At 68.4% G+C, this 24,286-nt stretch carries 18 protein-coding genes; 15 read left to right on the forward strand and 3 right to left on the reverse strand.

Translation table 11 applies throughout. From position 1 onward, the window contains the following. Positions 1–170: 170 nt before the first annotated feature. Positions 171–2,153, forward strand: a complete 1,983-nt coding sequence (locus ABLE91_RS05050; RefSeq protein WP_348928983.1) for an autotransporter family protein — start codon at positions 171–173, stop codon at positions 2,151–2,153. A gap of 125 nt (positions 2,154–2,278) precedes the next feature. Here the strand turns inward: ABLE91_RS05050 and pucL are convergent, their stop codons facing one another. Together pucL and ABLE91_RS05060 are read right to left on the reverse strand one after the other, a co-directional pair. Continuing rightward, a complete protein-coding gene (gene pucL / locus ABLE91_RS05055; protein ID WP_348928984.1) occupies positions 2,279–3,115 on the reverse strand; it encodes a factor-independent urate hydroxylase in 837 nt (278 codons plus the stop codon). A gap of 59 nt (positions 3,116–3,174) precedes the next feature. Further along, complete coding sequence (locus tag ABLE91_RS05060) at positions 3,175–4,404, reverse strand: M20/M25/M40 family metallo-hydrolase (protein WP_348928986.1); 1,230 nt, start codon at positions 4,402–4,404, stop codon at positions 3,175–3,177. A gap of 120 nt (positions 4,405–4,524) precedes the next feature. On the opposite strand from ABLE91_RS05060, the gene uraH reads away from it, so the two are divergent. The 3 genes from uraH to ABLE91_RS05075 all read left to right on the forward strand — a co-directional run bounded on the left by uraH (position 4,525) and on the right by ABLE91_RS05075 (position 7,713). After that, positions 4,525–4,878 carry a hydroxyisourate hydrolase gene (uraH, locus tag ABLE91_RS05065; RefSeq protein ID WP_348928987.1) on the forward strand — a complete coding sequence of 118 codons (354 nt, stop codon included), beginning with the start codon at positions 4,525–4,527 and terminating at the stop codon, positions 4,876–4,878. A gap of 1 nt (position 4,879) precedes the next feature. After that, entirely contained in the window at positions 4,880–6,301 is a 1,422-nt protein-coding gene (gene puuE, locus ABLE91_RS05070; RefSeq protein ID WP_348928989.1) for an allantoinase PuuE, read from the forward strand. A 146-nt stretch (positions 6,302–6,447) separates the two neighbouring features. Further along, positions 6,448–7,713 (forward strand): allantoate amidohydrolase, encoded by a 1,266-nt coding sequence (locus ABLE91_RS05075; RefSeq protein ID WP_348928991.1) that lies wholly within the window; start codon positions 6,448–6,450, stop codon positions 7,711–7,713. Positions 7,714–8,076: 363 nt separating this feature from the next. On the opposite strand, the gene ABLE91_RS05080 is transcribed toward ABLE91_RS05075, so the two are convergent. Then, on the reverse strand, positions 8,077–8,958 hold the full coding sequence (locus ABLE91_RS05080) for a diacylglycerol/lipid kinase family protein (protein ID WP_348928993.1): 882 nt from the start codon (positions 8,956–8,958) through the stop codon (positions 8,077–8,079). A 228-nt stretch (positions 8,959–9,186) separates the two neighbouring features. Between ABLE91_RS05080 and ABLE91_RS05085 the strand changes: the two genes are divergently transcribed. The 11 genes from ABLE91_RS05085 (at position 9,187) to tsaE (ending at position 24,284) form a co-directional block, all read left to right on the forward strand. Continuing rightward, on the forward strand, positions 9,187–12,693 hold the full coding sequence (locus ABLE91_RS05085; protein ID WP_348928995.1) for a PAS domain-containing hybrid sensor histidine kinase/response regulator: 3,507 nt from the start codon (positions 9,187–9,189) through the stop codon (positions 12,691–12,693). Between the two features lie 212 nt (positions 12,694–12,905). Then, on the forward strand, positions 12,906–13,103 hold the full coding sequence (locus ABLE91_RS05090) for a hypothetical protein (protein WP_348928997.1): 198 nt from the start codon (positions 12,906–12,908) through the stop codon (positions 13,101–13,103). A 230-nt stretch (positions 13,104–13,333) separates the two neighbouring features. After that, complete coding sequence (gene ubiE / locus ABLE91_RS05095) at positions 13,334–14,104, forward strand: bifunctional demethylmenaquinone methyltransferase/2-methoxy-6-polyprenyl-1,4-benzoquinol methylase UbiE (RefSeq protein WP_348928999.1); 771 nt, start codon at positions 13,334–13,336, stop codon at positions 14,102–14,104. A 33-nt stretch (positions 14,105–14,137) separates the two neighbouring features. Continuing rightward, a complete protein-coding gene (gene ubiB, locus ABLE91_RS05100; protein ID WP_348929001.1) occupies positions 14,138–15,703 on the forward strand; it encodes a 2-polyprenylphenol 6-hydroxylase in 1,566 nt (521 codons plus the stop codon). A 74-nt stretch (positions 15,704–15,777) separates the two neighbouring features. Beyond that, positions 15,778–16,992 (forward strand): bifunctional phosphopantothenoylcysteine decarboxylase/phosphopantothenate--cysteine ligase CoaBC, encoded by a 1,215-nt coding sequence (gene coaBC / locus ABLE91_RS05105; RefSeq protein ID WP_348929003.1) that lies wholly within the window; start codon positions 15,778–15,780, stop codon positions 16,990–16,992. Then, the gene (gene dut, locus ABLE91_RS05110; protein WP_348929004.1) at positions 16,989–17,462 is read left to right on the forward strand and encodes a dUTP diphosphatase; all 474 of its coding nucleotides are present in this window, start codon (positions 16,989–16,991) and stop codon (positions 17,460–17,462) included. The genes coaBC and dut overlap by 4 nt, the downstream gene beginning before the upstream one ends. A gap of 10 nt (positions 17,463–17,472) precedes the next feature. Further along, entirely contained in the window at positions 17,473–17,910 is a 438-nt protein-coding gene (locus ABLE91_RS05115; protein WP_348929006.1) for an RrF2 family transcriptional regulator, read from the forward strand. A gap of 52 nt (positions 17,911–17,962) precedes the next feature. Then, positions 17,963–18,925, forward strand: coding sequence for a cysteine synthase A (cysK, locus tag ABLE91_RS05120; protein WP_348929007.1), 963 nt, complete (start codon positions 17,963–17,965; stop codon positions 18,923–18,925). A gap of 92 nt (positions 18,926–19,017) precedes the next feature. Then, complete coding sequence (locus ABLE91_RS05125) at positions 19,018–20,187, forward strand: FAD-dependent oxidoreductase (protein ID WP_348929009.1); 1,170 nt, start codon at positions 19,018–19,020, stop codon at positions 20,185–20,187. A gap of 135 nt (positions 20,188–20,322) precedes the next feature. Beyond that, complete coding sequence (locus ABLE91_RS05130; RefSeq protein ID WP_348929011.1) at positions 20,323–22,734, forward strand: sensor histidine kinase; 2,412 nt, start codon at positions 20,323–20,325, stop codon at positions 22,732–22,734. Beyond that, entirely contained in the window at positions 22,731–24,284 is a 1,554-nt protein-coding gene (tsaE, locus tag ABLE91_RS05135; protein ID WP_348929013.1) for a tRNA (adenosine(37)-N6)-threonylcarbamoyltransferase complex ATPase subunit type 1 TsaE, read from the forward strand. The genes ABLE91_RS05130 and tsaE overlap by 4 nt, the downstream gene beginning before the upstream one ends. Positions 24,285–24,286: the final 2 nt, after the last annotated feature.

Raw genomic sequence — 24,286 nt, forward strand, 5'->3', positions numbered from 1 at the left:
CAGGGTTGCAGGGGGCGCTTGATCCCTCCGATCCTACCCGCCGGCGGCTCGCTGACGCCGGCGGGCCGGCCTTCGGGGCCGTGTGCAGAACCGGAAAATGCCATGGGCACGGCGCGCCGGGTCGTTCACACTCGCTTCACATCGCGAATCGGCGAGGGATGGGGCGCGCCATGGGGAGGGGAAGTCTCGGGCGGCGGCGCAGAGCCCTGGCCCTGGCATCATGCGGTTTCCTTCTCGGAACGGGCTCTTCCGTCTTCGCCCAGTCCAGCACCTGGGATTCCACCATCTCCAATTCGCACTGGTATGTGACGGTGCCGCAGATGCTGGCTTATGCGGCGCCCAGCACGTCCTTTGCCAATCCCGCTCCCATCGGCGACCAGACCTTGTGGAGCCTCGGCACCTCGGTCAACGGCGCCTTCACGGGGACGTCGTCGGCGCAACTCGCCATCGGCCCGATCACCACCTCCTCCGATTCCAACATCCAGGGCTCGGTCACGCCGGCCGGGCAGATCACCATGGTCTTCACGCCCACCACCGGGGGCTCCACCACCATCGGCCTCGGGCAGATGACGGACCGGGGCGGCGTCACAGAGATGGAAATGCAGATGATCACCGGCACAAGCCTGTTGGTGACCCATTGGGCCTATATGGTGCCCTACGATCCCGCCACCTTCACGCCGCCTGCCGCGCAGGCGGTGCCGAGCAACGCATCGCCGCAATGGGCCTGGACCGCCGGCACGCCCTGGCACGTCGTCAGCCCGCGCCTGTTCGGCAGCACCGCTCCGGGCACCATCGTCATCACCAATTACAAGAGCGGCTATTTCTGGGGGGCGGGCGTCGCGCCGGGCGGCGGCACGTTCACGCTCATGGGTTCCATCACGCCCGAGGGCAAGGTGCTGCTCAACGCGATCTCGCCGGTGGGGCTGTCGAGCCTCTATGGCGACCTCGCCGGAGATCCCTCCACCGCCCAGATGCTGCTGGGCGCGTACGATTCCCTCGGTAACTATACCGGCGACGTGACCACTCTCTCTCTGGTTTCTCCTTATGCCGAGGCGGTGGCGGCGGCGAACAACCCCTCGGCCCTGGGCGCGGCGAACATGCTCTACGGGGTAGCCGGCACCACGGACGGGCTCTTCGGCCCCCTGGCGCCGGCCATCAATGTGCTGAACACGCTCCAGGGCGCGGCCTTGTCCACCGCCATCAGCCAGACGCTGCCGGTGCTGGCCGGCGCGGGGGCGCAGGCGACCTATGCGACGCAGCGCGCGCTCCAGCAGGTGGTCATGACCCGCCTCGACGCCATCCACGGCACGGATGCGCCGGGCGCGGAGCGGAATGTCTGGCTGCGGCCCTTCGGCAGCTTCGCCGACCAGGGCAGCGTCGGCGGCGTGCCCGGCTACAGCGCCAGCGGCGGCGGCGTGGCGGCGGGCATCGACAAGGCCCTCTCGCCCGATTTCGCCCTGGGCAGCGTGTTCGCCTATTCCTACACGTCCATCACCGGCGGCAACGATGCCGTGCCCAATTCCCTCGGCATCAGCACCTACCAGCTCGGTCTCTATGGCGCCTATTCGCTGCAGCCGGACCTCGACCTCAACTTCCAGCTCGATGCCGGCTACAACCGGAACAGCGAAAACCGCACCATCGCCTTCATGGGCAGCACGGCTTCAGCGGATTATGGCGGCTACACCACCCATGCGGGCCTCGGCCTGCGCAAGACGTTCACTCTAGCTCCGGGCGTCACCCTCGCGCCCATCCTGCGGCTCGATTATGCGCAGGTCAGCGCCGATGCCTATGCCGAGACCGGCGCGGGGGCGTTGGACCTTGCCGTCAATTCCCAGACCTACCGGGAGCTGATGCTCACTGCCGGCCTCAAGGGCACGTATCAGGTCGCCGACCATGTGCTGGTCACGGCCAACGCGGGCATCGGCTACAACATGCTGAACAACCAGACGCAGATCATCGCCGCCTATGCGGGGGGAGGGGGCAGCTTCGTCACCTCGGGCCTCGATGTCTCGCCCTGGCTCTATACGGCCGGCGTGGGTCTCGTCGGCATGCGCACGGAAAGCCTGGACCTGAGTCTCAATTACGATCTGGAGGCGAGCCCCAGCGGCTTCCTGAACCAGATGGGCTCGCTGGTGCTGAAGATGAAGATCTGAGGGGCTTGGTCCTCCCTCTACCTTGCGGGACCGCGTCGATACGCCCGCCAAGCTCCCTCTCCCGCTTGCGGGGGAGGGGACTGTGCAGAGGTCCCGGATGAGAGGGGGAGTGCGGTGCCCCTGTCCTACCGCCCCACCGTACATTCTATCTGCCCATGGGGCTCGTCGGTGGGCAGGAAGACCACATTGTCGTTGTCCAGCCCGAACGGCTCCAGGTTGATCAAAAGATAATGCTTGTTGGGGCAGGCCATGGAGATGTCGATGATCTCGGGTACCTTCGCGAGCGCCGCCGTGCCCATGCGGTAGAGGCTGTCCTGCACGCTTTCGGAGAAGGTGGTGGCGAACACTTCGATGAGGGTCGAGAGGATCGTGGTGTTGGCGGCCTTGTAGTCGGCCGGTGCCGTGCGCCAGCGCCAGCTCGCCTCCATGGCGGTGGCGCAGATGCGGTCCCGCGTCTCCTTGATGGTGGTGTAGGGATCGCGGGCATAATTGTCCCAGGCGGACGCCGTGGTCTTCATGAAGGTGAAGTCCGAAACGCCGGAGGTGATCTCCACGCCCGAGCGGGTCGCATGGACCTTGGCGAAGGGCTTTCCGTTGCCGTCCAGCACGAAGGAGTGGGGGTGCGGCACGCCGCCGAAGGAAAGGCGGTCCCACTTGGTCTCGTGGCCGGTGACGGTGGTGGTCTCCACCTGCGGGTAGGAGTCGAGAATGCGCGCTGCCACCGCCGCGCAGAACGCCTCGGTGTCGAGGCCGGGATTTTCGCGGGCCACCACGTTCACCACGTTCTTGATGGTGTCGGTGGAGACCATCTTCGAATTGTCCGCCGCCACGAAGGCACCGGCGAAGTCGCCGGTGATCATGGCCTTGACGGTGAGCTCGCGCACCTCGTGATGCGCGCCGTCCTTCTTCACCCGGAGGACGCGCACGCGGTCCTTGCCATATGTCTTGCTGACCAAGGTCATCGTCATTCACCTCTGGCTGGTTATTTGGGCGGGACGTTTACTGCCCGCCTTGATGTCGATCAGGAGAGGAGGTCCGCCAGCGTGCGGGTGATCACCCGTGTCGCCAGCGTCAGGTCGGAGAGGCGCAGCTTCTCGTCCGCGCGGTGGCCGTTGGCCTCCTCGATGGTGCGCGGGCCGGCGCCGTAGAGCACCACGGGATGGCCCGCTTCCGCATAGAGCCGCGCGTCGGTGTAGAGCGGCACGCCCTTGGCGGGAATCTCCTCGCCCAGAACCTCGGCCGCATTGCGCTGGATGGCCTGCGAGAGGTGCAGCGTCGCCTCGCTCGGCACCAGCGGGCGGGCGAGCAGGATGCGCCGGATGGAAATGCGGGCCTTCGGGAAGGCGGCGGCGCCCTTCTCGATGACGGCGCGCACCTCCGCCTCCACCGCCTCCGGTTGTTCTTCCGGCACGATGCGCCGGTCGAGGCGGAAGGTGACGCGGTCCGGCACCACATTGGTGTTGATGCCGCCGGAGATGAGGCCGACCGTGAGCTGCGGCGAGCCGATGCCCGGCACCGCCGAGACGGTCTTCTTCAACGTGTCGCGATAGGCATAGAGGGCGGCAAGGATGCCAGTTGTCGCCTCCAGCGCATCGACTCCGGTGAAGGGGAGGGCGGCGTGGGCGGACTTGCCGGCCACCTCCACCTCCAGGTGCAGGCAGCCATTGTGGGCCACCACCACCGCATAGGAGAAGCCGGCGGAGATGACGTAATCGGGCTTGGTCAGCCCTTCCCCGATGAGGAAGCCGGGGCCGATCTCGCCGCCGATCTCCTCGTCATAGGTGAAATGCAGCTCCACCGTGCCCTTCAGCGGCAGCCCGGAGTGCTTCAGCACATCGAGTGCGAACGCATAGGTGGCGAAGTCGGATTTGGAGACGGCGGCGCCGCGGCCATACATCTCGCCGTCCACCACCGCCGCGCCATAGGGATCCTGCGACCAGCCCTCGCCGGGCGGCACCACGTCGCCATGGGCGTTTAGGGCGATGGTGGGGCCCTCGCCGAAGCGGTGACGCACCACGAGGTTGGTGGCGGAGATCATGCCCGTCGCCCGGGCGCGCGCCTCCGGCACGTGGTGGCGCTCCACCGTGTGGCCGAGCGCTTCCAGCAGCTCCACCGCGCGCGCGGCGTGGGGCGCGCAATCGCCGGGCGGGTTGTCGGAGGGCGTCTTCACCAGCGCGGCCAGGAAGGCGCGCTGCGCCGCCTCGCGCTCGGCAATAAGGGCATCCAGGCGGGCGGCCTCGGTGGGGGTCATGGGCAGGGGTCCTTCAACTGACGCGACAATGATGCCTCAGGCGCGACCCCGCAGGGCAGTTGTCAGGTGGACGCGGGGGAAGGATCTTCCATATTGGTGTGGAGAAAGCGGAGGGAACACATGGGACGCCTGTCGACGCACGTGCTGGATCTGGTCGACGGCGTGCCGGCGCTGGGGGTGGAGATCGAACTGTTCCGCGTCGCCGCCGACGGCGCGCGCAACTTCGTCTCCCGCCATGTCACCAATGCGGACGGCCGCACGGACGCCCCGCTCCTGGCGGGCGAGAGCTTCGCGGCCGGCACCTATGAGCTGGTGTTCCACATGGGGCCGTATTTCCTGGCGCAGGGCGCCGAACTCGCCGAGCCGGCCTTCCTCGACCAGATCCCGTTGCGCTTTTCCATGGCCGAGGACGGGCATTACCATGTGCCCCTCCTGTGCTCGCCCTGGGCCTATTCCACCTATCGCGGCTCCTGACATGACCTCCAAACCCTATCCGCGCGACCTTATCGGCTATAGCCGCACCCCGCCGCACCCCCGCTGGCCGGGCGATGCGCGCATCGCGGTGCAGTTCGTGATGAATTACGAGGAGGGCGGGGAAAACTCGATCCTCCATGGGGACGCCGCCTCCGAAGCTTTCCTGTCCGAGATCGTCGGCGCGGCGCCCTGGCCCGGCCAGCGGCACATGAACATGGAGAGCATCTACGAATTCGGCTCCCGCGTCGGCTTCTGGCGGCTGCACCGCCTGTTCACGGAGCGGGGCCTGCCATTGACCGTGTTCGGCATCGCCACCGCCATGGAACGCCACCCGGAGGCGGTGGCGGCCATGAACGCGGCCGGATGGGAGGTGGCGAGCCACGGCTATAAGTGGATCGACTACAAGGACATCCCGAAGAAGACCGAGCGCAAGCACATCGCGGAGGCCATCCGCATCCACACCGAGGTGGCGGGCACCCGCCCGCTGGGCTTCTACCAGGGCCGTTCCTCCGAGAATTCCACGCCCCTGGCGATGGCGGAGGGCGGCTTCCTCTATTGCGCCGACAGCTATGCGGACGAGCTGCCTTATTGGGTGGAAGGGCCGAAGGGGCCGTTCCTGATGGTGCCCTATACGCTCGACGCCAACGACATGCGCTTCTCCATCCCCGCCGGGTTCAGCAATGGCGATCAGTTCTTCACCTATCTGAAGGACAGCTTCGACCTGCTCTATGCGGAAGGAGAGACGGTGCCGCGCATGCTCTCCATCGGCCTTCACAACCGCCTCGTGGGGCGGCCGGGTCGCGCGGCGGCGCTGGCGCGCTTCCTCGATTACATTCAGGGGCACGAGAAGGTGTGGGTGGCGCGGCGCATCGACATCGCCCGTCACTGGATCGCCCATCATCCCCCGCCCGGCGGCTATGTGCCGAGCCGCCTGTCCCGCGCGCTATTCGTGGAGCGGTTCGGGGGCGTGTTCGAGCATTCGCCCTGGATCGCCGAGGGGGCCTATGAGGCGGGAATCGGCCCGAAGCAGGACAAGGCGGCCGGGCTCCACGCCGCCTTGGTGAAGGTGTTTCGCGCGGCTTCGCCCCGGCAGCAGATGGACGTGATCAACGCCCATCCCGACCTTGCGGGCAAGCTGGCGGCGGCGAAGATGCTGACCACCGAGAGCCGCGAGGAGCAGGCCTCCGCCGGCCTCGACCGGCTGACGCCTGCGGAGAAGGCCTCGTTCACGCAGCTCAACGCGGCCTATATGGCGAAGTTCGGCTTCGTCTTCATCATGGCCATCCGCGGCCGCACGAAGGACGAGGTGCTCAACGCCTTCGAGAAGCGGCTGAAGAACACGCCGGAACAGGAGCAGGCCGAAGCGCTGAAGCAGATCGAGCGCATCGCCCTGCTGCGCCTGGAGCAGATGCTGCCGGGGTGAGGGGAATAGCTGTGAATCGCCGTCATGCCCGGGCTTGTCCCGGGCATCCACGCCTGTCCGTTAGGCGAACACTTGCGGCGCTGCGTGAATGGCTGGGACAAGCCCGGCCATGACGGTTCGTTCGTGAAGGAATGGAAGAATATTTAATGGCACCCACCAACAGCGCCCAAGCCCTCGACGGCGAGGCCATCGTCGCGCGGCTGAAGGCGCTGGCTGCCTTCACCGACGTGCCGGGGGAGATGACCCGCCTGTCCCTTTCCCCCGCGCACAGGAAAGCTGCCGGGCAAGTCGCCGAGTGGTTCCGGGCTGCGGGCCTGGAGCAGATTCATATGGACGGCACGGGCTCCATTGTCGGCCGCTATGCTGCCGACCGGCCGGATGCGAAGACCCTCATCATCGGCTCGCACATCGACACCGTGCGCAATGCCGGCATTTATGACGGCAATCTGGGCGTGCTGGTGGGCATCGCCGCTGTCGAACAACTCCATCGGGAGGGCCGCCGGCTGCCCTTTGCCGTCGAAGTGGTGGCGTTCGCCGACGAGGAGGGAGTGCGCTTCCCCTCCACCTTGTCCTCGTCGCGGGCGCTGGCCGGCACCTTCGATCCCGCCTGCCTCGACGATGTGGACGCCGACGGCATGTCCCGCCGTGTGGCGCTTCGGGCCTTCGGCGCGCCGGTGGAGACCATTTCCGCCTGCGCGCGCGATCCCGCCGGAACGCTCGGCTATGTGGAGGTGCATATCGAGCAGGGGCCGGTGCTTGATGCGCTCGGCCTTCCGCTCGGCATCGTCACGGCCATTGCCGGCGCCACGCGCGGCACCGTGCGGCTTGAGGGGCAGGCGGCCCATTCCGGCACGATGCCCATGCCCATGCGCCAGGACGCGCTGACGGCGGCGGCCGAGATCATCCTTGCGGTGGAGCGTCGCGGGTCCGCCGACGTCGCGCCCGCCTCGCTGGTGGCGACCGTGGGCACGCTCGCCATTTCCGGCGGCGCGGTGAACGTGGTGCCGGGCGATGTGCAGTTCTCCATCGATGTCCGCTCCTCGAATGATCTGGTGCGCAAGGCGGCGGTGGTGGATATCGAGCGAGAGATTGAGGAGATCTCCGCCCGCCGTGGCGTCACGCCCCACCTCGCCTGGGGCCACGATGCCCCGGCCGCGCCCTGCAACGAGGACCTGCGTGCGCGGCTTGCGGCGGCTGTGGACCGGGTCGGCGTTCCCGCCCATCATCTGCCCTCTGGCGCGGGCCATGACGCCATGGTCTTCCGCGGGGTGCTGCCCATGACCATGCTGTTCGTGCGCTCGCAGAACGGCAGCCACAATCCCAGGGAATACGCCTCCCCGCAGGATATCGGCCTCGCCGCGAAGGCGCTGCATGGGTTTTTGGTGGATCTGGCGGGAAGCAATTCGCTCTGAAAGGTGGGCGCCCGTCAGGCTCCCTCTCCCGTTTGCGGGGGAGGGCTGGGGAGGGGGCTCTTCAAGCAGGAAAACGCATCCGGATCTGCAGCGAGCGCCCTTTCCCCTCCCTAGGCTGGACCAGCATTCACTTCTGCATCGCCTCAAAGAACCATCGTCATGGCCGGGCTTGTCCCGGCCATCCACGTGGCTCCGCTAGGCGGATGCTTGAGGGATAGACGTGGATGCCCGGGACAAGCCCGGGCATGACGACCGTAAAGGTCGAAGATCATTCGCTATTTTGAATGTCGATACAGCCTAACCCTCCCCCGCAAGCGGGAGAGGGGAATGGGCGGCGGTGCACTGCGGGAAGGGCGCGCGCGATCACGCCTCATGCGGTCCGCGCGGCAGGAGGATCGTTGCCTTCCGTCCGCTCATGTCGAGCGTGAGGGGAAGGGCGGCGACGGACACATCCAGGTCATCGTCCACCCGAAGGCGCTTATGGGCGGTGAGGACCGTGATCTCCCGCCCACTCAAACATTCCACCGGCGGTTGGACGCCCCAGTCGCCTTCCTTTAGCCAGTTCACCAGTGCCTCGCGCTTCTCCTCCGTCGCATAGACCACCTCGGCCTTGCCGTCATTGGGCTCTGCCCAGGGCGCGAGGTTGATCTTGGGGCCGATCCTGCTGATGTTGGTGATCTCCGCGAAGATCACGTCCAGCGTGGCGCGGCGCCCGTCCACATCCAGCTCGACGGTCCGGGGCTTCTTGGTTTCCATGGCGCGGATGATGGCCGCGCGGGCGCGGGCGATCTGCTCCTCCGGGGGCCCGGTGATGTCGTCCAGCTTGCGCATGGCGGCGGCGAAAGCGCCGATACCGATGCCTTCGACCACGCTGCGGGTGCCGTCCGCGCTGTCCACGGTACCGATGTCGAAATGGCCGACCTTCGCGCTCTCCCAACCCTCGATCAGCGCATCCTGCGCACCGCAGATGCCCAGCGACACGGCGATGTTGTTGGCCGTGCCGAGCGGCAGGATGCCGACCGGCGGCGCGTCGGCGGACAATTGCTTCAGCACCTTGCTGACCGTGCCGTCCCCACCCGCCGTGACGATGAGGTCCGCCGGCCATGTGAGGGCCTGGGCAAGCGCCGGGTCCTTGCTCGACCGGTAATGGACGGAATGGCCGTGGTCCCGCAGGAGATCGACCAGTTCCTGGGGGTCTGAGACCCCGTCGCCGGCACCAGAATTGTGGATGAGGGTGACACGCACGCGATTTCTCCAGCCTTCCCGCAGTCAACAGCGCAACGGCAGAGCTTGTTCCCTGTGGAAAGGACTGCGGGAGAAGCGACGCGGAACCGCGGCTGGCGGCCGCGCGACTGGTGTCCGGGCCGGCGCGGCCGGCGCCCCCGACAAGGCCGCCCCTGGACTCAAGGCGCCTTTACGTGAAGGATTGAAAATCCAAGCGCGCCAACGCGCCCGGCGCGGGACTGAAGGGACATGCTGCAAGCCTGGGTCGTCGTCGTCGTCGCGCTCGCCTATATCGGCCTGCTGTTCGCCGTGGCGAGCTTCGGGGACAGGCTGCGCCGGGCGAACAAGAGCGGCGCGCCGCGCCCGCTCATCTATTCCCTGTCGCTGGCCGTCTATTGCACCTCCTGGACCTTTTTCGGCTCGGTGGGCCTCGCCACCACCCAGGGCTTCGACTTCCTGACCATCTATCTCGGGCCGATCATCGTCATCGCGGCGGGCACCCCCGTCCTCATGCGCATCGTGCGGCTCGCCAAGGCGCACAACATCACCTCCATCGCCGACTTCCTGGCGGCCCGATATGGCAAGCACCAGGGCATCGCGGCGCTGGTGACCGTGGTCGCCATCGTCGGCTCCATCCCCTACATCTCCCTCCAGCTCAAGGCCGTGTCCTCCTCGCTCCTGGCGGTGATGGGCCATCTCGGCTCCGAGCCGCTGCCGGGCTCTATCGGTGGTGACCTCGCGCTGTTCGTGGCCTTCGCCATGGCGGCCTTCGCGGTGCTGTTCGGCACCCGCCATGCGGACGCCACCGAGCACCAGGAAGGCCTGATGCTGGCGGTGGCGACGGAATCCATCGTCAAGCTCGTGGCCTTCCTGGCGGTGGGTTTCTTCGTCACCTTCCTGCTGTTCGACGGCCTCGGCCCCATCGTCGATTCCGCCCGCCAGACCGGCGTGATCGCACCCTTCGAGCAGGGTATCTCGCTGGAGAACTGGGTCACAATGACCGTGCTCTCCGCCGGCGCCTTCGTGCTGCTGCCGCGCCAGTTCCATGTGGGGGTGGTGGAGAACCGGGGCGTCGAGGAGATCAAGCGCGCGCGCTGGCTGTTCCCCGTCTATCTCGTCCTCATCAACCTGTTCGTGGTGCCGGTGGCGCTGGCGGGCATGGTGCTGTTCCCCCTCCAGACGGTGGACCGGGACGTGTTCGTCCTCGCTGTGCCGCTGGCCGCGGGCGCGGAGCATCTGGCGCTGCTCGCCTTCGTGGGCGGGCTTTCCGCGGCGACAGCCATGGTGATCGTGGAGACGGTGGCACTGTCCATCATGGTCTCCAACGACCTCGTCATGCCCCTGCTGCTGCGCCGGCGCGCGGCGCGCGGCGAGATGCAGCAGACGCCGCACGACATGGTGGGGGTGCTGCTCTCCGTGCGGCGGGCGGCGATCTTCCTCATCCTGCTGCTGACCTATCTCTATTACCGCACCACCGGCGACGTTCAGCTCGCCCAGATCGGCCTTCTCTCCTTCGCCGCCATCGCCCAGGTGGGCCCAGCGTTTGCCGCCGGCCTCATCTGGCGCCGCGCCACCGCGAAGGGGGCCATTGCCGGCATCCTGGTCGGCATATTGGTCTGGGCCTATACGCTGCTTCTGCCGACGCTGGCGGATGCCGGCCTCGTGCCGCACGACTTCGTAGAGGCGGGGCCGTTCGGCATCGCCCTGCTGCGGCCGGGCCATCTGCTGGGCCTCACGGCGAGCCCGCTTGCCCACGGCGTCGCCTGGAGCCTCGGGCTCAACACGCTTCTCCTGATCGGCATTTCGCTGCTCACCAAGCCCACCTCCATCGAGCAGGTGCAGGCGGGGCTGTTCATCGCCTCCGAGCAGGCGGTGCCGCGGCCCAATTTCCGGCGCTGGCGCTCCTCCGTGACGGTGGAGGAGCTGATCACCACCGTCGCCCGCTATCTCGGCGGGGAACGCGCCCGGTCCGCCTTTGCCGCTTTCGCCCGAGACCGGGGCCTGAAGCTCGATCCGCGCCATGAGGCGGATGCGCAGCTTGTGCGCCATGCGGAGCATCTGCTCGCCTCGGCCATCGGCGCGGCCTCATCGCGCCTCGTGCTCTCGCTGCTGCTGCGCAAGCGCGCGGTCTCCACCAAGGCGGCGCTGAAGCTGCTGGACGATGCCTCCGCCGCCATCCAGTACAATCGCGAGCTGCTCCAGACCGCCATCGACCATGTGGGCCAGGGCATTGCGGTGTTCGACCGCGAGCTGCATCTGGTCTGCTGGAACCGCCAGTTCGGCGAGATGCTGGACCTGCCGCCGGAATGCTACGCCATCGGAGTGACGCTGGAGGAGATCCTGCGCCATGCCCAGGCGGAGCCGGAGGACGCCGCCGCCGATTTCGACGCGCGCCTCGCCCGCTATGCCGCGGGCGGACCGGGATGCCAGGAGCGGCTGAAGCACCTCAATTCCTCCATCGAGGCGCGCTCGGACCCGCTGCCGGACGGCGGCATCGTCGTCACCTTCACCGACATTACCGCCTCGGTGGATGCCGAGATGGCGCTGGAGCGCGCCAACGAGACCCTGGAGCGCCGGGTGCGCGAGCGCACGGACGAGCTGGAACGCCTCAACCATGCGCTGGAGCGGGCGCGCACGGCAGCGGACGAGGCCAATGTCTCCAAGACCCGCTTTCTCGCCGCCGCGAGCCACGACATCCTCCAGCCGCTGAACGCCGCCCGGCTCTATGTGACCAGCCTCGTGGAGCGCGCCCAGGCGCCGGATCAGGCGCGGCTCGCCGGCAATATCGATTCCTCCCTGGAGGCGGTGGAGGAGATCCTCTCGGCCCTGCTCGACATTTCCCGGCTCGACAGCGGGGCCATGCGGCCGGAGATCGCGCCGTTCCGGGTGAACGACGTGCTGAAGCAGCTGGAGCTGGAATTCGCGCCGCTGGCGGCGGAGAAAAAGCTGACGCTCACCTTCGTGCCGTCCTCCCTCACCGTGCGCTCGGACCGGCGCCTGCTGCGGCGCCTGCTGCAGAACCTCATCTCCAACGCCATCAAATACACCCCCAAGGGCCGCGTGCTGGTGGGCTGCCGGCGGCGGCGCGGCAAGCTGCGCGTGGAGGTGATCGACACCGGCATGGGCATCCCGCGCTCCAAGCACAAGCTGGTGTTCCAGGAGTTCCAGAGGCTCGACCAGGGCGCGCGGGAGGCGCGCGGGCTCGGGCTCGGGCTCTCCATCGTCGAGCGAATCGCGCGGGTGCTGGAGCATCCCGTCACCATCCGCTCCGTCCTGGGCAAGGGGTCCAGCTTTGCGGTGGAACTACCGATCGCCGTGGCCCTGCCGGAGGTGGCAGTGGCGCCGCGCGGCGTCGGCGCGGGCCCGGCGCCGCTGGAAGGGCTTGTCATCCTCGCCATCGACAATGAGGCGACCATCCTCGAGGGCATGGAATTGCTGCTCACCGGATGGGGCTGCACCGTCATCAAGGCGCGGGACGCGGCGAGCGCGCTGCGCGAGGTGCGCGCCGCCAAGCTCCAGCCGGACTATGTGCTGGTGGACTATCACCTAGATGGCGGCCACGGGGTCGATGCGGTCACCAGCCTGCGCTGGAAGCTGGGGCAGCTGCCGGCCGTGCTCATCACCGCCGACCGGACCCGCAAGGTGCGTGACGCGGCCCGCGCCGCCGACATGGCGGTGCTTCACAAGCCGTTGAAACCGGCTGCCCTTCGGGCACTCCTGGCCCAGCGCCGGCTGGCCCGCCCCGCTGCTGAATAGAACCTTTCCACAGGCTGCATCTTGGCCTTGGGATAATCCCGGTTCCTCCGCGCCAGCGCCAAATATTCGCCCCGATCTCTGGCGACGCTCCCGGCCGCCGAAAAGAGGTGATGATAATGTTTAGGCGGCTTTCCAGATGCCTAGACAGTAAATCCCTCTTTTTCGCCCATGCGTGCCGCGTATACGGAACGTTAACCATGTCGGAGATTGCCATGACATTTACCATCAATGTTCCGGTGTTTCCGATGCGGCAGGAAATCGAGATGCGCCGGCCGAAGACATCTTCGGCATTCCGCACCCCGCCGCGCCCCCGCTCGCGTGACGCCCATGGCTTCCTTGAGCTGGAGATGCTGCCGCTGGATCAGATCGACAGCGTGGAGAGCGCCCGGTCCCGCTGGTTGAAGCGGTAGGCGGCCCTGTTCTGCGCCACGATTACCCTCTTGGACCGTCATCCCCGGGCTTGACCCGGGGACCTCCCGCAGCGCCTGGCGCCCTGTCCTGAGGGAGATGGCCGGCTCAAGCCCGGCCATGACGGAGGTGACTGGGAGACGGACAAGGTGTGCGTACCCCGCCGCATGGCGCGGCCCGGCGCGATCCGGTAAGGTTCCGGCGAATTCCGCACGGAACCCCAAGAGCCGCGATGCCACAGGACCATCAGGACGCCGCAGAGACCCATTTCGGCTACCGCACCGTGCCGCTGGGCGAGAAGCAGCACCTCGTGGACGACGTCTTCCACAAGGTGGCGCGCCGCTACGACATCATGAACGACCTCATGTCCGGCGGCCTGCACCGGGCCTGGAAGGACGCGCTGGTCTCAAAGGTGCGCCCGCCCCAGGGCGCACGGCCGTTCCTGCTGCTGGACCTCGCCGGCGGCACCGGCGACGTGGCGTTCCGCGTGGTGCGCGCGGGCGGGGAGGGCACCCGCGCCATCGTCGCTGACATCAACACCGAGATGCTGGAAGTGGGCCGCGAGCGCGCCCGCAAGGCGGGGCTCGACACCAGGGTCGAGTTCACCGAGGCCAATGCCGAATCCCTGCCTTTCCCCGACGCCTATTTCGACGCCGTCACGATCGCGTTCGGCATCCGCAACGTTCCGCGCATCCCCCTGGCCCTGGCCGAGATGCGCCGTGTGCTGAAGCCGGGCGGACGGGCGCTGGTGCTGGAATTCTCCCAGGTCGACATTCCCATGCTCGACAAGCTCTATGAGCTCTATTCCTTCCGGCTCATTCCCGAGATCGGCCGGCGCGTGGCGGGGGATGCGGAGCCGTACCGCTATCTGGTCGAATCCATCCGCCGCTTTCCGCCGCCGGAGACGTTCGCGCGCATGATGCTGGAGGCGGGGTTCGGGCGGGTGTCCTTCACATCCATGACCGGCAACGTCGTCGCGCTCCATTCCGGCCACCGCATTTGATCGCGCTTTAGGCGCCGCTTCTGGGACTGACGCGTGATCTTCCTTCTTGCCGATCTCGCCCGCCTCATCCGCGCCGGCTACGTGCTGGCGCGCGAAGGCGTGCTGAGCCTGATCTCGCCCGGCGCCGTGCCGCCCGCCGCCCGCCCGCTGCTGCGCCTCGGCCAGCTCATCGCGCGCCGCGACGCCGGCAGCCGCGCCGCGCGCCTCTCCGCCGCCTTGAGCCGGCTCGGCCCGTCTTATGTGAAGCTCGGCCAGTTCCTGGCGACGCGCCCGGACGTGGTGGGCGCGACCGTGGCCCGCGATCTCGAGGTGCTCCAGGATCGCATGCCGCCCTTCGGGCAGGCGATCGCCGAGGCAACGGTGGCGGAAGCGCTGGACCGGCCTATCGTGTCCGCCTTCGCGGTCTTCGGCCCGGCGGTGGCGGCCGCCTCCATCGCCGAGGTCCACAAGGCCCAGGTGGTGGATGCGGACGGCACCCGCACGGTGGCGGTGAAGGTGCTGCGGCCCGACATCACCCACCGCTTCACCCGCGACATGGCGAGCTTCCGCCGCGTCGCCGCCTTCACCGAGCGCAACTTCCCCGAGGCCCGGCGCCTGCGGCTGGAGGCGGTGGTGGAGACGCTGGCGCGCTCCGTCTCCATGGAAATGGACCTGCGGCTGGAGGCCGCCGCCTATACGGAGCTGAAGGAGAACACGAAGGACGACGCCGAAATCTATGTGCCGAGCGTGGACTGGGACCGCTCCGGCCGTGAGGTGCTCACCACCGAATGGATCGACGGCATCAAGCTGTCCGACCGCACCGCTCTGGAGGCGGCGGGGCATGATTTGAAGGCGCTCGCGCGCATCGTCATGCAGTCCTTCCTCAGGCAGGCCATGCGCGACGGCTTCTTCCATGCCGACATGCACCCCGGCAATCTGTTCGTGGACAGCGAGGGGCGGCTCGCGGTGGTGGATTGCGGCATCATGGGCCGCCTCGGCGCCCGCGAGCGGCGGTTTTTGGCGGAGATTCTCTACGGCTTCATCACCCGCAACTGGCGGCGTACGGCGCAGGTGCATTTCGAAGCGGGCTACGTGCCCATGCACCATTCGGTGGAGGATTTTTCCCTCGCCATCCGTGCCATCGGCGAGCCCATCCATTCCCGCAGCGCCGAGCAGATCTCCATGGCGAAGCTGCTGTCGCTGCTGCTGGAAGTCACCGCTCTGTTCGACATGAAGACGCGGCCGGAGCTGCTGCTGCTGCAGAAGACCATGGTGGTGGTGGAGGGCGTCGCCCGCTCATTGGACCCACAGCTCAACATGTGGACCACCGCGGCCCCCGTGGTGGAGGACTGGATCGCCCGCAATCTCGGCCCCGTGGGGCGTTTGCAGGACGCGGGAGTGGGGATCGGGGAGGTGGGCCATTTCGTTCTGGATGCGCCCAATCTGCTCACCCGGGCGGGGCGGGTGGTCACCCAGCTCGACGAGGCGACGCGCAACGGCCTGTCGCTCTCGCCCGAGACGCTGGAAGGCATCGGCCGCGCCGAGGCCCGCCGCGCCTTCTGGGGCAATGCGGCGCTGTGGGTGATCGCGGTGGCGCTGCTGCTGCTGGCGTTTAAGTAGCGCGCTTCAAGCCGGCGTCCACATCCGCATCATTTCCTGCTATCCCAAGGGCGGTCCGCGCGGAGACGGGTTCCATGCTTCACGAACGTCGCATCCTGCTCATCATTGGCGGAGGGATCGCCGCCTATAAGTGCCTGGACCTGATCCGCCGCCTGAAGGAACGCGGTGCCACGGTGCGGGTCATCCTCACCGAGGCAGCGAAGCAATTCGTGACCCCCCTCTCGGTGGGCGCGCTCTCCGGAGAGCGGGTGTTCGGCGATCTGTTCGACCTCACCGCCGAGCACGATATCGGCCATATCCGCCTCTCCCGCGATGCGGACCTCGTGGTGGTCGCCCCCGCCACCGCCGACCTCATGGCAAAGGCCGCCAACGGCTTTGCGGACGATCTTGCCTCCACAGCGCTGCTCGCCACCGACAAGCCGGTGCTCATGGCGCCGGCCATGAACCCGCGCATGTGGGGCCATCCCGCCACCCGCCGGAACGTCGCACGGCTGAAGGAGGACGGCGTGTTCTTCGTCGGCCCCAATGCCGGCGCCATGGCGGAGCGGGGCGAGTTCGGCGAGGGCCGCATGGCGGAGCCGCTGGAACTTCTCGCCGCCATCGAGGCGCGCTTCGGCGACGAGGGCGTGCTGCTGAAGGGGCGGCGCATCCTCATCACGTCCGGCCCGACCCATGAGCCCATCGACCCGGTGCGCTATATCGCCAATCGCTCCTCCGGCAAGCAGGGCCATGCCATCGCTGCGGCCGCTGTGGCGGCTGGCGCCGAGGTGGTGCTGATCTCCGGCCCCGTGGACGTGCCGGACCCGCGCGGCGTCACCCTCATCCGGGTGGAGAGCGCGCAGGAAATGCTGGCGGCGGTGGAGGAGCACCTGCCGGTGGATGCCGCAATCTTTGCCGCTGCGGTGGCAGACTGGCGGGTGGCGAGCGCATCCGCGCAGAAGATCAAGAAGGAAGGAGAGGGGGCGCCCGCTCTCGCTTTGGTGGAGAATCCCGACATCCTCGCCTCCGTCTCCCACCATCACACGCTGCGTCCCCGCCTTGTGGTGGGGTTCGCCGCCGAGACCGAGAATGTGGTGCCCAACGCCAAGGCGAAGCGCCTGCGCAAGGGCTGCGACTGGATCGTCGCGAACGACGTCTCCCCCGCCACCGGCATCATGGGCGGGGACGCCAACACGGTGCATCTGGTGAGCGCGGACGGGGTGGAGGACTGGCCGTCCGCCAGCAAGAGCGAGGTGGCGCGCAAGCTGGTGGCGCGCATTGCGGGCTCGCTCGCCGGGAGCGCCGCATGAGCCTTCATGTGGATGTCGAGCGGCTGCCCCATGGGGCCGACCTGCCGCTGCCGGACTATGCCAGCGCGAGCGCGGCGGGGCTCGATCTTTTGGCCGCGATTCCCGTGGACGCCCCCCTCATTCTTGCCCCCGGCATGCGCACCGCCGTGCCCACCGGCCTCGCCTTCGCTCTGCCGGAGGGCTTCGAGGGGCAGGTACGTCCGCGCTCGGGACTCGCCCTGAAGTCCGGCGTCACCGTGCTCAACGCCCCCGGGACGGTGGATGCGGACTATCGGGGGGAAGTGAAGGTTATCCTTATAAATCATGGGCATGAGCCATTCGAGGTGACCCGCGGCATGCGCATCGCGCAGCTGGTGGTGGCCCCCGTCACGCGAATAAAGCTGGTAGAAAACGGAAAATTGAAAGAAACTGCACGCGGCGCCGGTGGATTTGGATCGACCGGTCTGCACGGCGCGCCGGAATTAAAATAGCCACAGCCACATGCCGCGTTTATCGGACAAAAGCCTCCTCGCCATTGCCGCCGTTGTCGATGTCGCCGTTCACGCCCGGGGTACTCCCGTGGCGGCGAAGGCGCTCGCGGCGCGCCACAATCTTCCTCCCCGCCGCCTTGAGCCGGTGCTCCAGGCCCTGGTGCATGCCGGCGTTCTGAAGGGCGTGCGCGGCCCGCGCGGGGGCTATGAGCTGGCCCGCGAGCGCCGCCGCGTCTCGGTGGCCGAGATCGTGCGCGTGGTGGAGGGAGACGAGGAGAAGGAGATCATCCTTCCCCCGCTGGTCACCGAGGTGGTCCAGCCGGCGGTCGCTGCCGCCGAGGACACGTTCGACAGCGCCCTCGACACCGTGACGCTGGAAGATCTGTGCCGCGCCGCCGACAATAAGGGGCACGGCTCGGAGCACGACCGCATCGACTTCACCATCTGAGGGGCGGAGCTTAAGCTCGCCCGCAAGCAATCAGGCAATGGGAGTGCCGTCCATGGCGGAAAGCGCGTTCAAGCCCGGCCGCGGCCGGGTCTATGATTCGATCACCGAGACCATCGGCGACACGCCTCTGGTGCGCCTGAAGCGCCTGCCCGAGCTGCGCGACGTGAAGGCCGAGATCCTGGCCAAGCTTGAATTCTTCAACCCCATCGCCAGCGTGAAGGACCGCATCGGCGTCGCCATGGTGGACGCCATGGACGAGGCCGGCGTGCTGCATCCCGACACCGTGCTGGTGGAGCCCACCTCGGGCAATACCGGCATCGCGCTCGCCTTCGTGGCGGCGGCGCGGGGGCTGCGGCTGATCCTGGTGATGCCGGAATCCATGTCGGTGGAGCGCCGCAAGATGCTGGCGCTGCTGGGCGCCGAACTGGTGCTCACCCCGGCCGCTTTGGGCATGAAGGGCGCTGTGGGCAAGGCCGAGGAATTGCTGCGCGATCTGCCGCGGGCGGTGATGCCCCAGCAGTTCAAGAACAAGGCGAACCCGGAAGTCCACCGCCGCACCACGGCGGAGGAGATCTGGAACGACACCCACGGCAAGGTGGACGTGGTGGTCTCCGGCGTCGGCACGGGGGGCACCATCACCGGCGTCGGCCAGGTGCTGAAAGCCCGCAAGCCGTCCATCAAGATGGTGGCGGTGGAGCCGGAGGACAGCCCGGTCCTCTCCGGCGGCCAGCCCGGCCCGCACAAGATTCAGGGCATCGGCGCCGGCTTCGTGCCGGAGGTGCTGGACCGCTCGGTCATCGACGAGGTGATGACGGTGGGCAACCAGACCGCCTTCGACACCGCCCGCGCGCTTGCTCGTTATGAGGGCATTCCCGGCGGCATCTCCTCCGGCGCGGCAGTGGCGGCGGCGCTGGAACTGGGCGCGCGGCCGGACATGGCGGGCAAGAGCATCGTCGTCATCGTGCCGTCCTTCGCCGAACGCTATCTTTCCACGGCCCTGTTCGAAGGGCTGTGACACGTCCTCCGGCCAGGTGCCGTCAGGCCGTTCTCATGATACGCGCGGTGTGTTTCTGAACGGGTTGAGCAGGCGTCTGCCTGGAGGTCGTCATGATCGATGTGCCGGATGCGATTGACGTTCTGATCATCGGCGCCGGGCCCACGGGCCTTGCGCTCGCCGGCGAATTGCGCCGGCAAGGGGTGGACGCCCTGGTGATCGAAAAGCATGCCGAAGGGGCGAACACCTCCCGCGCGGCGGTGGTGCATGCGCGCACCCTGGAGATCCTGGAGCCGCTGGGCGCAACCCCGCTCCTTCTGGCGGAAGGCATCAAGGTTCCGGTGTTCCGCGTCCGCGAGGGCGGAAAAACCTTGGCGACGGTGACGTTCGACCACCTGCCGTCCGCCTATCCCTTCACGCTCATGATCCCCCAGGACCGCACCGAGGCGGTGCTTCTCTCCCGCCTGAAGGCGCTCGGGGGCGATGTGCTGCGGCCCGCGGAGGCGGTCGCCATTCGTCCGGAAGCGGATCATGCGGAGGTGGACATTGTTCGCGATGGCGTGACGAAGACCATCACCGCCAAATGGGTGGTGGGCTGCGACGGGGCGCGCAGCCTCGCCCGCGAGGCGGCGGGCGTCGATTTCCACGGCGGCACCTATGACCAGGACTTTGTCCTGGCGGACGTCCACATGGCATGGCCCATCAGCCGGGACGAGGTGACGCTGTTCTTCTCCCTGGAGGGCTTCGTGATGGTGGCGCCCCTGCCGGGCGCGCCGGACCGCTACCGCATCGTCGCCACCTCCGATGCCTTGCCCGAGGCGCTGGACACCGCCTTCGTGCAGGAGATGCTGGATGTGCGCGGCACGGGCGTGGGGGAAGCGCAGGTGCGCGAGACCGTCTGGGCGTCGCGCTTCCACATCCACCACAGGGTCGTCTCGACCCCGCGGGCCGGCCGCATCCTGCTCTGCGGGGATGCCGCGCACCTGCACAGCCCGGCCGGCGGCCAGGGCATGAACACCGGCATCCAGGATGCGGTGACCCTCGCCACCCCCCTGGCCGAGGCCCTGCGTTCAGGATCGGAGACGGGGATCGAAGCCTGGGCACCCGCCCGCCACGAGGTGGCGAAGAAGGTGGTGGGCCTCACCGACAAGATGACCCGCGTCGCCGCCTTGTCGTCCACCACCGGGCGCATGGTGCGCAATGCAGCCCTGTCGTTCGTCGGCCATTTCCCGGCCGCCCGCGAGGCGCTGGCGCGCGAACTGGCGGAACTCGACAACGCCTGAACCGCGCAGGGGCACCTCCGACTTCTCTCCCTAAGGCCCCTTCGATAAAGTGACACTGATTCGCGGGCCTCAAGCGCTGGGCGCTGGGGCCAAAGCCCGCTCGATGGGATGGGGCCGAACCATATGTTGGGGCGCATGGCGGACCGAAACCGGAGCACCGCCCGGCTTCGTGCCGCCGGCGCCGTGGGGGCGTTGCTGGGCAGCACCTCCGGGGCATCGGCCTTCGCACTTGATCAGCTTTCCACCCAGGACGGGCTCCTGACCGCGCTCGCGCTCGGCGGCTGCACGGCCGCGCTCGCTCTGGCCGCTTATTACGGCCTGCGCGGCCGCAGCACCCGCACGGCGGAGCATGGCCCCGCCCGCGCGCTCGCCGCCGCCCGCGCGGACCTCCACGCCCTCAAGGCACTCATCGCCGCCGATGCCGAAGGCGGCATCATCTGGAGCGCGGGCGAAAAACCCCATCTGTTCGGCACCGCGCTCGCCCACGACGCCCTCGCGAAAGAGGATGGGGAGGTGGATCTGTCGCCCTGGCTCGGCAACAGCGCGGCCGAGGCTCTGGCCACTCCGCTGGCGCGTTTGCGGGGGGAGGGCGAAGCCTTCGCGCAGACCGTGCTCGGCGCCGACGGTGTGCATCGTCGGGTGGAAGGGCGGGGGGCGGCCGGCAGCCGTATCGTTGTCTCCCGCCTGCTGCCGAAGGAAAATGCAGGAACGCTCGCCGCCCCGTCCGCTGCCGCCTTGTTCGCCGCCGCGCCTCAGCCGGCATGGACGCGCGATGGAAATGGCGGCCTTGCCGCTGTGAATGAGGCATTCGCCAAGGCCGTTGCCGCCACTTCGCCGGCCGATGCGGTGGCCCGCAACCTCGAATTGCTGGATCAGGCGACGCGCGATGCCGCCGCGCTCGCCCGCACGGGCGGTGCGCCCTATCGCGGCCGGGCGCGGGTGGTCTCCGGCGGAGAACGCCGGGTGCTTGATGTCTTCGAGGCGCCGGGGCCGGCGGGCGCGGCGGGCCTCGCGGTGGATGTCACCGAGGAAGAGGGGCTGAAGCGCGAGATCGAGCGCACCGTCTCCGCCCATCGCCGCACCCTGGACCAGCTCGCCACCGCCGTCGTCATGTTCGGCGCCGACGAGCGGCTGATGTTCCACAATTCCGCCTACGAGACCCTGTTCGGCCTCGACGCGCCCTTCCTCGATGCCCGCCCCACCGAGAGCGAGATCCTGGAGCGCCTGCGCACCCAGCGGCGCGTGCCCGAGCAGGCGGACTTCCGCGCCTGGCGCGAGCATTTGCGCGAAGCCTACCGCGCGGTGGAGCCGGTGCATGACTGGTGGCACCTGCCGGGCGGGCAGATGCTGCGCATGGTGGCGACCCCCAATGCGGAGGGCGGCGTCACCTATCTGTTCGAGGACGTCTCCGAGCACATGGCCCTGGAGAGCCGCTATAACAGCCTCATCCGCATCCAGGGCGAGACCCTGGACGGGCTTGCGGAAGCGGTTGCGGTGTTCGGCTCGGACGGCCGGCTGCGGCTGCACAATGAGGCGTTCCTGGCGCTCTGGTCGCTGACCGCGCAGGCCCTGGGTGACAAACCCCATATCGATGCGGTGGCCGCCATGTGCCGGCCACTCCACGGCGAGACGCGGGCCTGGGCGCGCATCCGTTCCGTTGTGACAGCCATCGAGCACCGGCGCGGCGAGACGCTGCGCCTGGAGCGGGCGGACGGGCGGGTGCTGGACGGCGCCGCCCAGCCGCTGCCGGACGGCGGGACCATGGTGACGTTCCGGGATGTCACCGACAGCGTGAAGGTGGCGCGGGCGCTGATGGAGCGCAACCAGGCGCTGGAGGCGGCGGATGCGCTGAAGAACGCCTTCGTCGGCCACGTCTCCTACCATCTGCGTACGCCGCTCAATACGCTGATCGGCTACGCCCATATGCTGGGCGAGCCCGGCTTCGGCGCCTTGACCATGCGGCAGGAGGAATTCCTCTCCCATGTGCGCCAGTCCTCGGACACGCTGCGCGCGCTGATCGACGACATCCTGGACCTCGCCACCATCGATGCCGGCGCCATGGAGCTGGACCGCCACGAGCTGGATGTGCGCGAGACCCTGGACGCGGTGGCGGATGCGGTGCGCGACCTCCTCGCCGAGGCCGGCGTTCAGCTTGCCATCGACGCCCCTGCGGACGTGGGCAGCTTCGTCGCGGACGGGCGGCGGGTGCGCCAGATCCTCTTCAACCTCCTCTCCAACGCGGTCGCCGTCTCGCCTAAGGGCGGCACTGTGACCATCTGCGCCGAGCGGCGGCCGGATGCCCTTTATCTGAAGGTGCGCGACCAGGGCCCGGGTATCGCGCCCGAAATGGCCGAGACGCTGTTCGAGCGCTTCGAGGCGCGCCCCGTGGCGCGCGGCCGGGCGGGCGTCGGCCTCGGCCTCTCCATAGTGCGTTCCTTCATGGAGCTGCATGGCGGCTCGGTCTCGCTCACCAGCGCGCAGGGCGGCGGGGCGCTGGCGGTCTGCATCTTCCCGCTCGACACCCCGCGTCGCGAGGCCGCCGCATGACCATTCACCTCGCGCGGCTCGCCGGCCATCCCGAGGCCTTCGCGGTCGACCTTGCAAGCCTCATCGCCACCCGGCAACTGGCGGCGCTGCTGACGCCCTGGCTCTCTGTCGGCGATGTGATCGCCCTGTCCGGCGACCTCGGGGCGGGCAAGACCGAGCTGGCGCGCGCCATCATCCGGGCGCTCGCCGACGATCCGGCCATCGAGGTGCCGAGCCCCACCTTCTCCCTGGTGATCCCCTACGATCTGCCGCGTGGCAAGGTGCTGCACGCCGACCTCTACCGCGTGGAGGACCCGGACGAGCTGGAGGAGATCGGCTGGGAGGAGCTGTCCGACGAGGCCATCTCCATCGTAGAATGGCCCGACCGCGCCGGCGGCCGCCTGCCGGAGGACCGGCTGGAGATCGCCCTGGAGGCCGCCCCCGACCTCGGCCCCAATGCCCGGCGCGCGGTGCTCACGGGCAGGGGCGCCTTCGTGGAACGGCTCGACCGGCTGCATGTGGCCGAGCTCCTGATCGAGGCCAGCGGTTTTGCCGGGGCGGAGCACCGCTACATGCAGGGCGATGCTTCCACCCGCTCCTATGCCCGGCTCGTCCTGCCGGACCGCTCGGCGGTGCTGATGAACGCGCCGCGCCGGCCGGACGGCCCGCCGGTGAAGCGCGGCTTGCCCTATAGCCGCCTCGCCCATCTCGCCGAGGACGTGCGCGCCTTCGTGGCGGTGGCCAAGGGGCTGAAGGCGGAAGGGCTCTCCGCGCCGGAAATCTATGCCGCCGACCTCGACCGGGGCCTGCTGATCCTGGAAGACTTCGGCGATGACGGCGTCATCGAAGGGTCACCGCCGGAGCCTATCAAGGCGCGCTACGAGGCGGCCATAGAAGTGCTCGCAACGCTGCATGGCCGCCGCCTGCCGAGCCTCCTCCACATTGCCCCGCAAACCGAATATGTCCTCCCCACCTATGGCGTCGAAGCGCTCCTCATCGAGGTGGAGCTGATGCTGGACTGGTATCTGCCATTCCGGGGCATCGCCATCGACCAGGTGGTGCGCGAGGAGTTCATGCTGCTCTGGCGCAATGCGCTCGGCCCGGTGCTGTCCCAGCCCCAGACCTGGGTGCTGCGCGACTATCACTCGCCCAACCTCATCTGGCTGAAGGACCGCGAGGGCATCGAGCGGGTGGGGCTCATCGACTTTCAGGACGCGGTCATGGGCCCGGCCGCCTATGATGTCGCCTCGCTGGCGCAGGACGCGCGCCTCGACATTCCCGAGAGCCTGGAACTGCACCTCATCGGCCAGTATGTGCGCCACCGGCGCAGCGCGGACCCCACGTTCGATGCCCGCACCTTCGCGCACCTCTATGCGCTCATGGGCGCCCAGCGCGCCACCAAGATCCTCGGCATCTTCGCGCGCCTCAACCAGCGCGACCGCAAGCCTCACTATCTGCGGCACCTTCCCCGCATCCGGCGCTATCTGACACGCTGCCTCGGCCACCAGGAGCTGGGCTCGCTGCGCATGTGGTACGAGGCGGTGCTGCCATCGAAGGACTTCCAAACGTGACG

It is taken from the genome of Aquabacter albus, assembly GCF_040049275.1.
In the GTDB taxonomy this organism is placed as follows: domain Bacteria; phylum Pseudomonadota; class Alphaproteobacteria; order Rhizobiales; family Xanthobacteraceae; genus Aquabacter.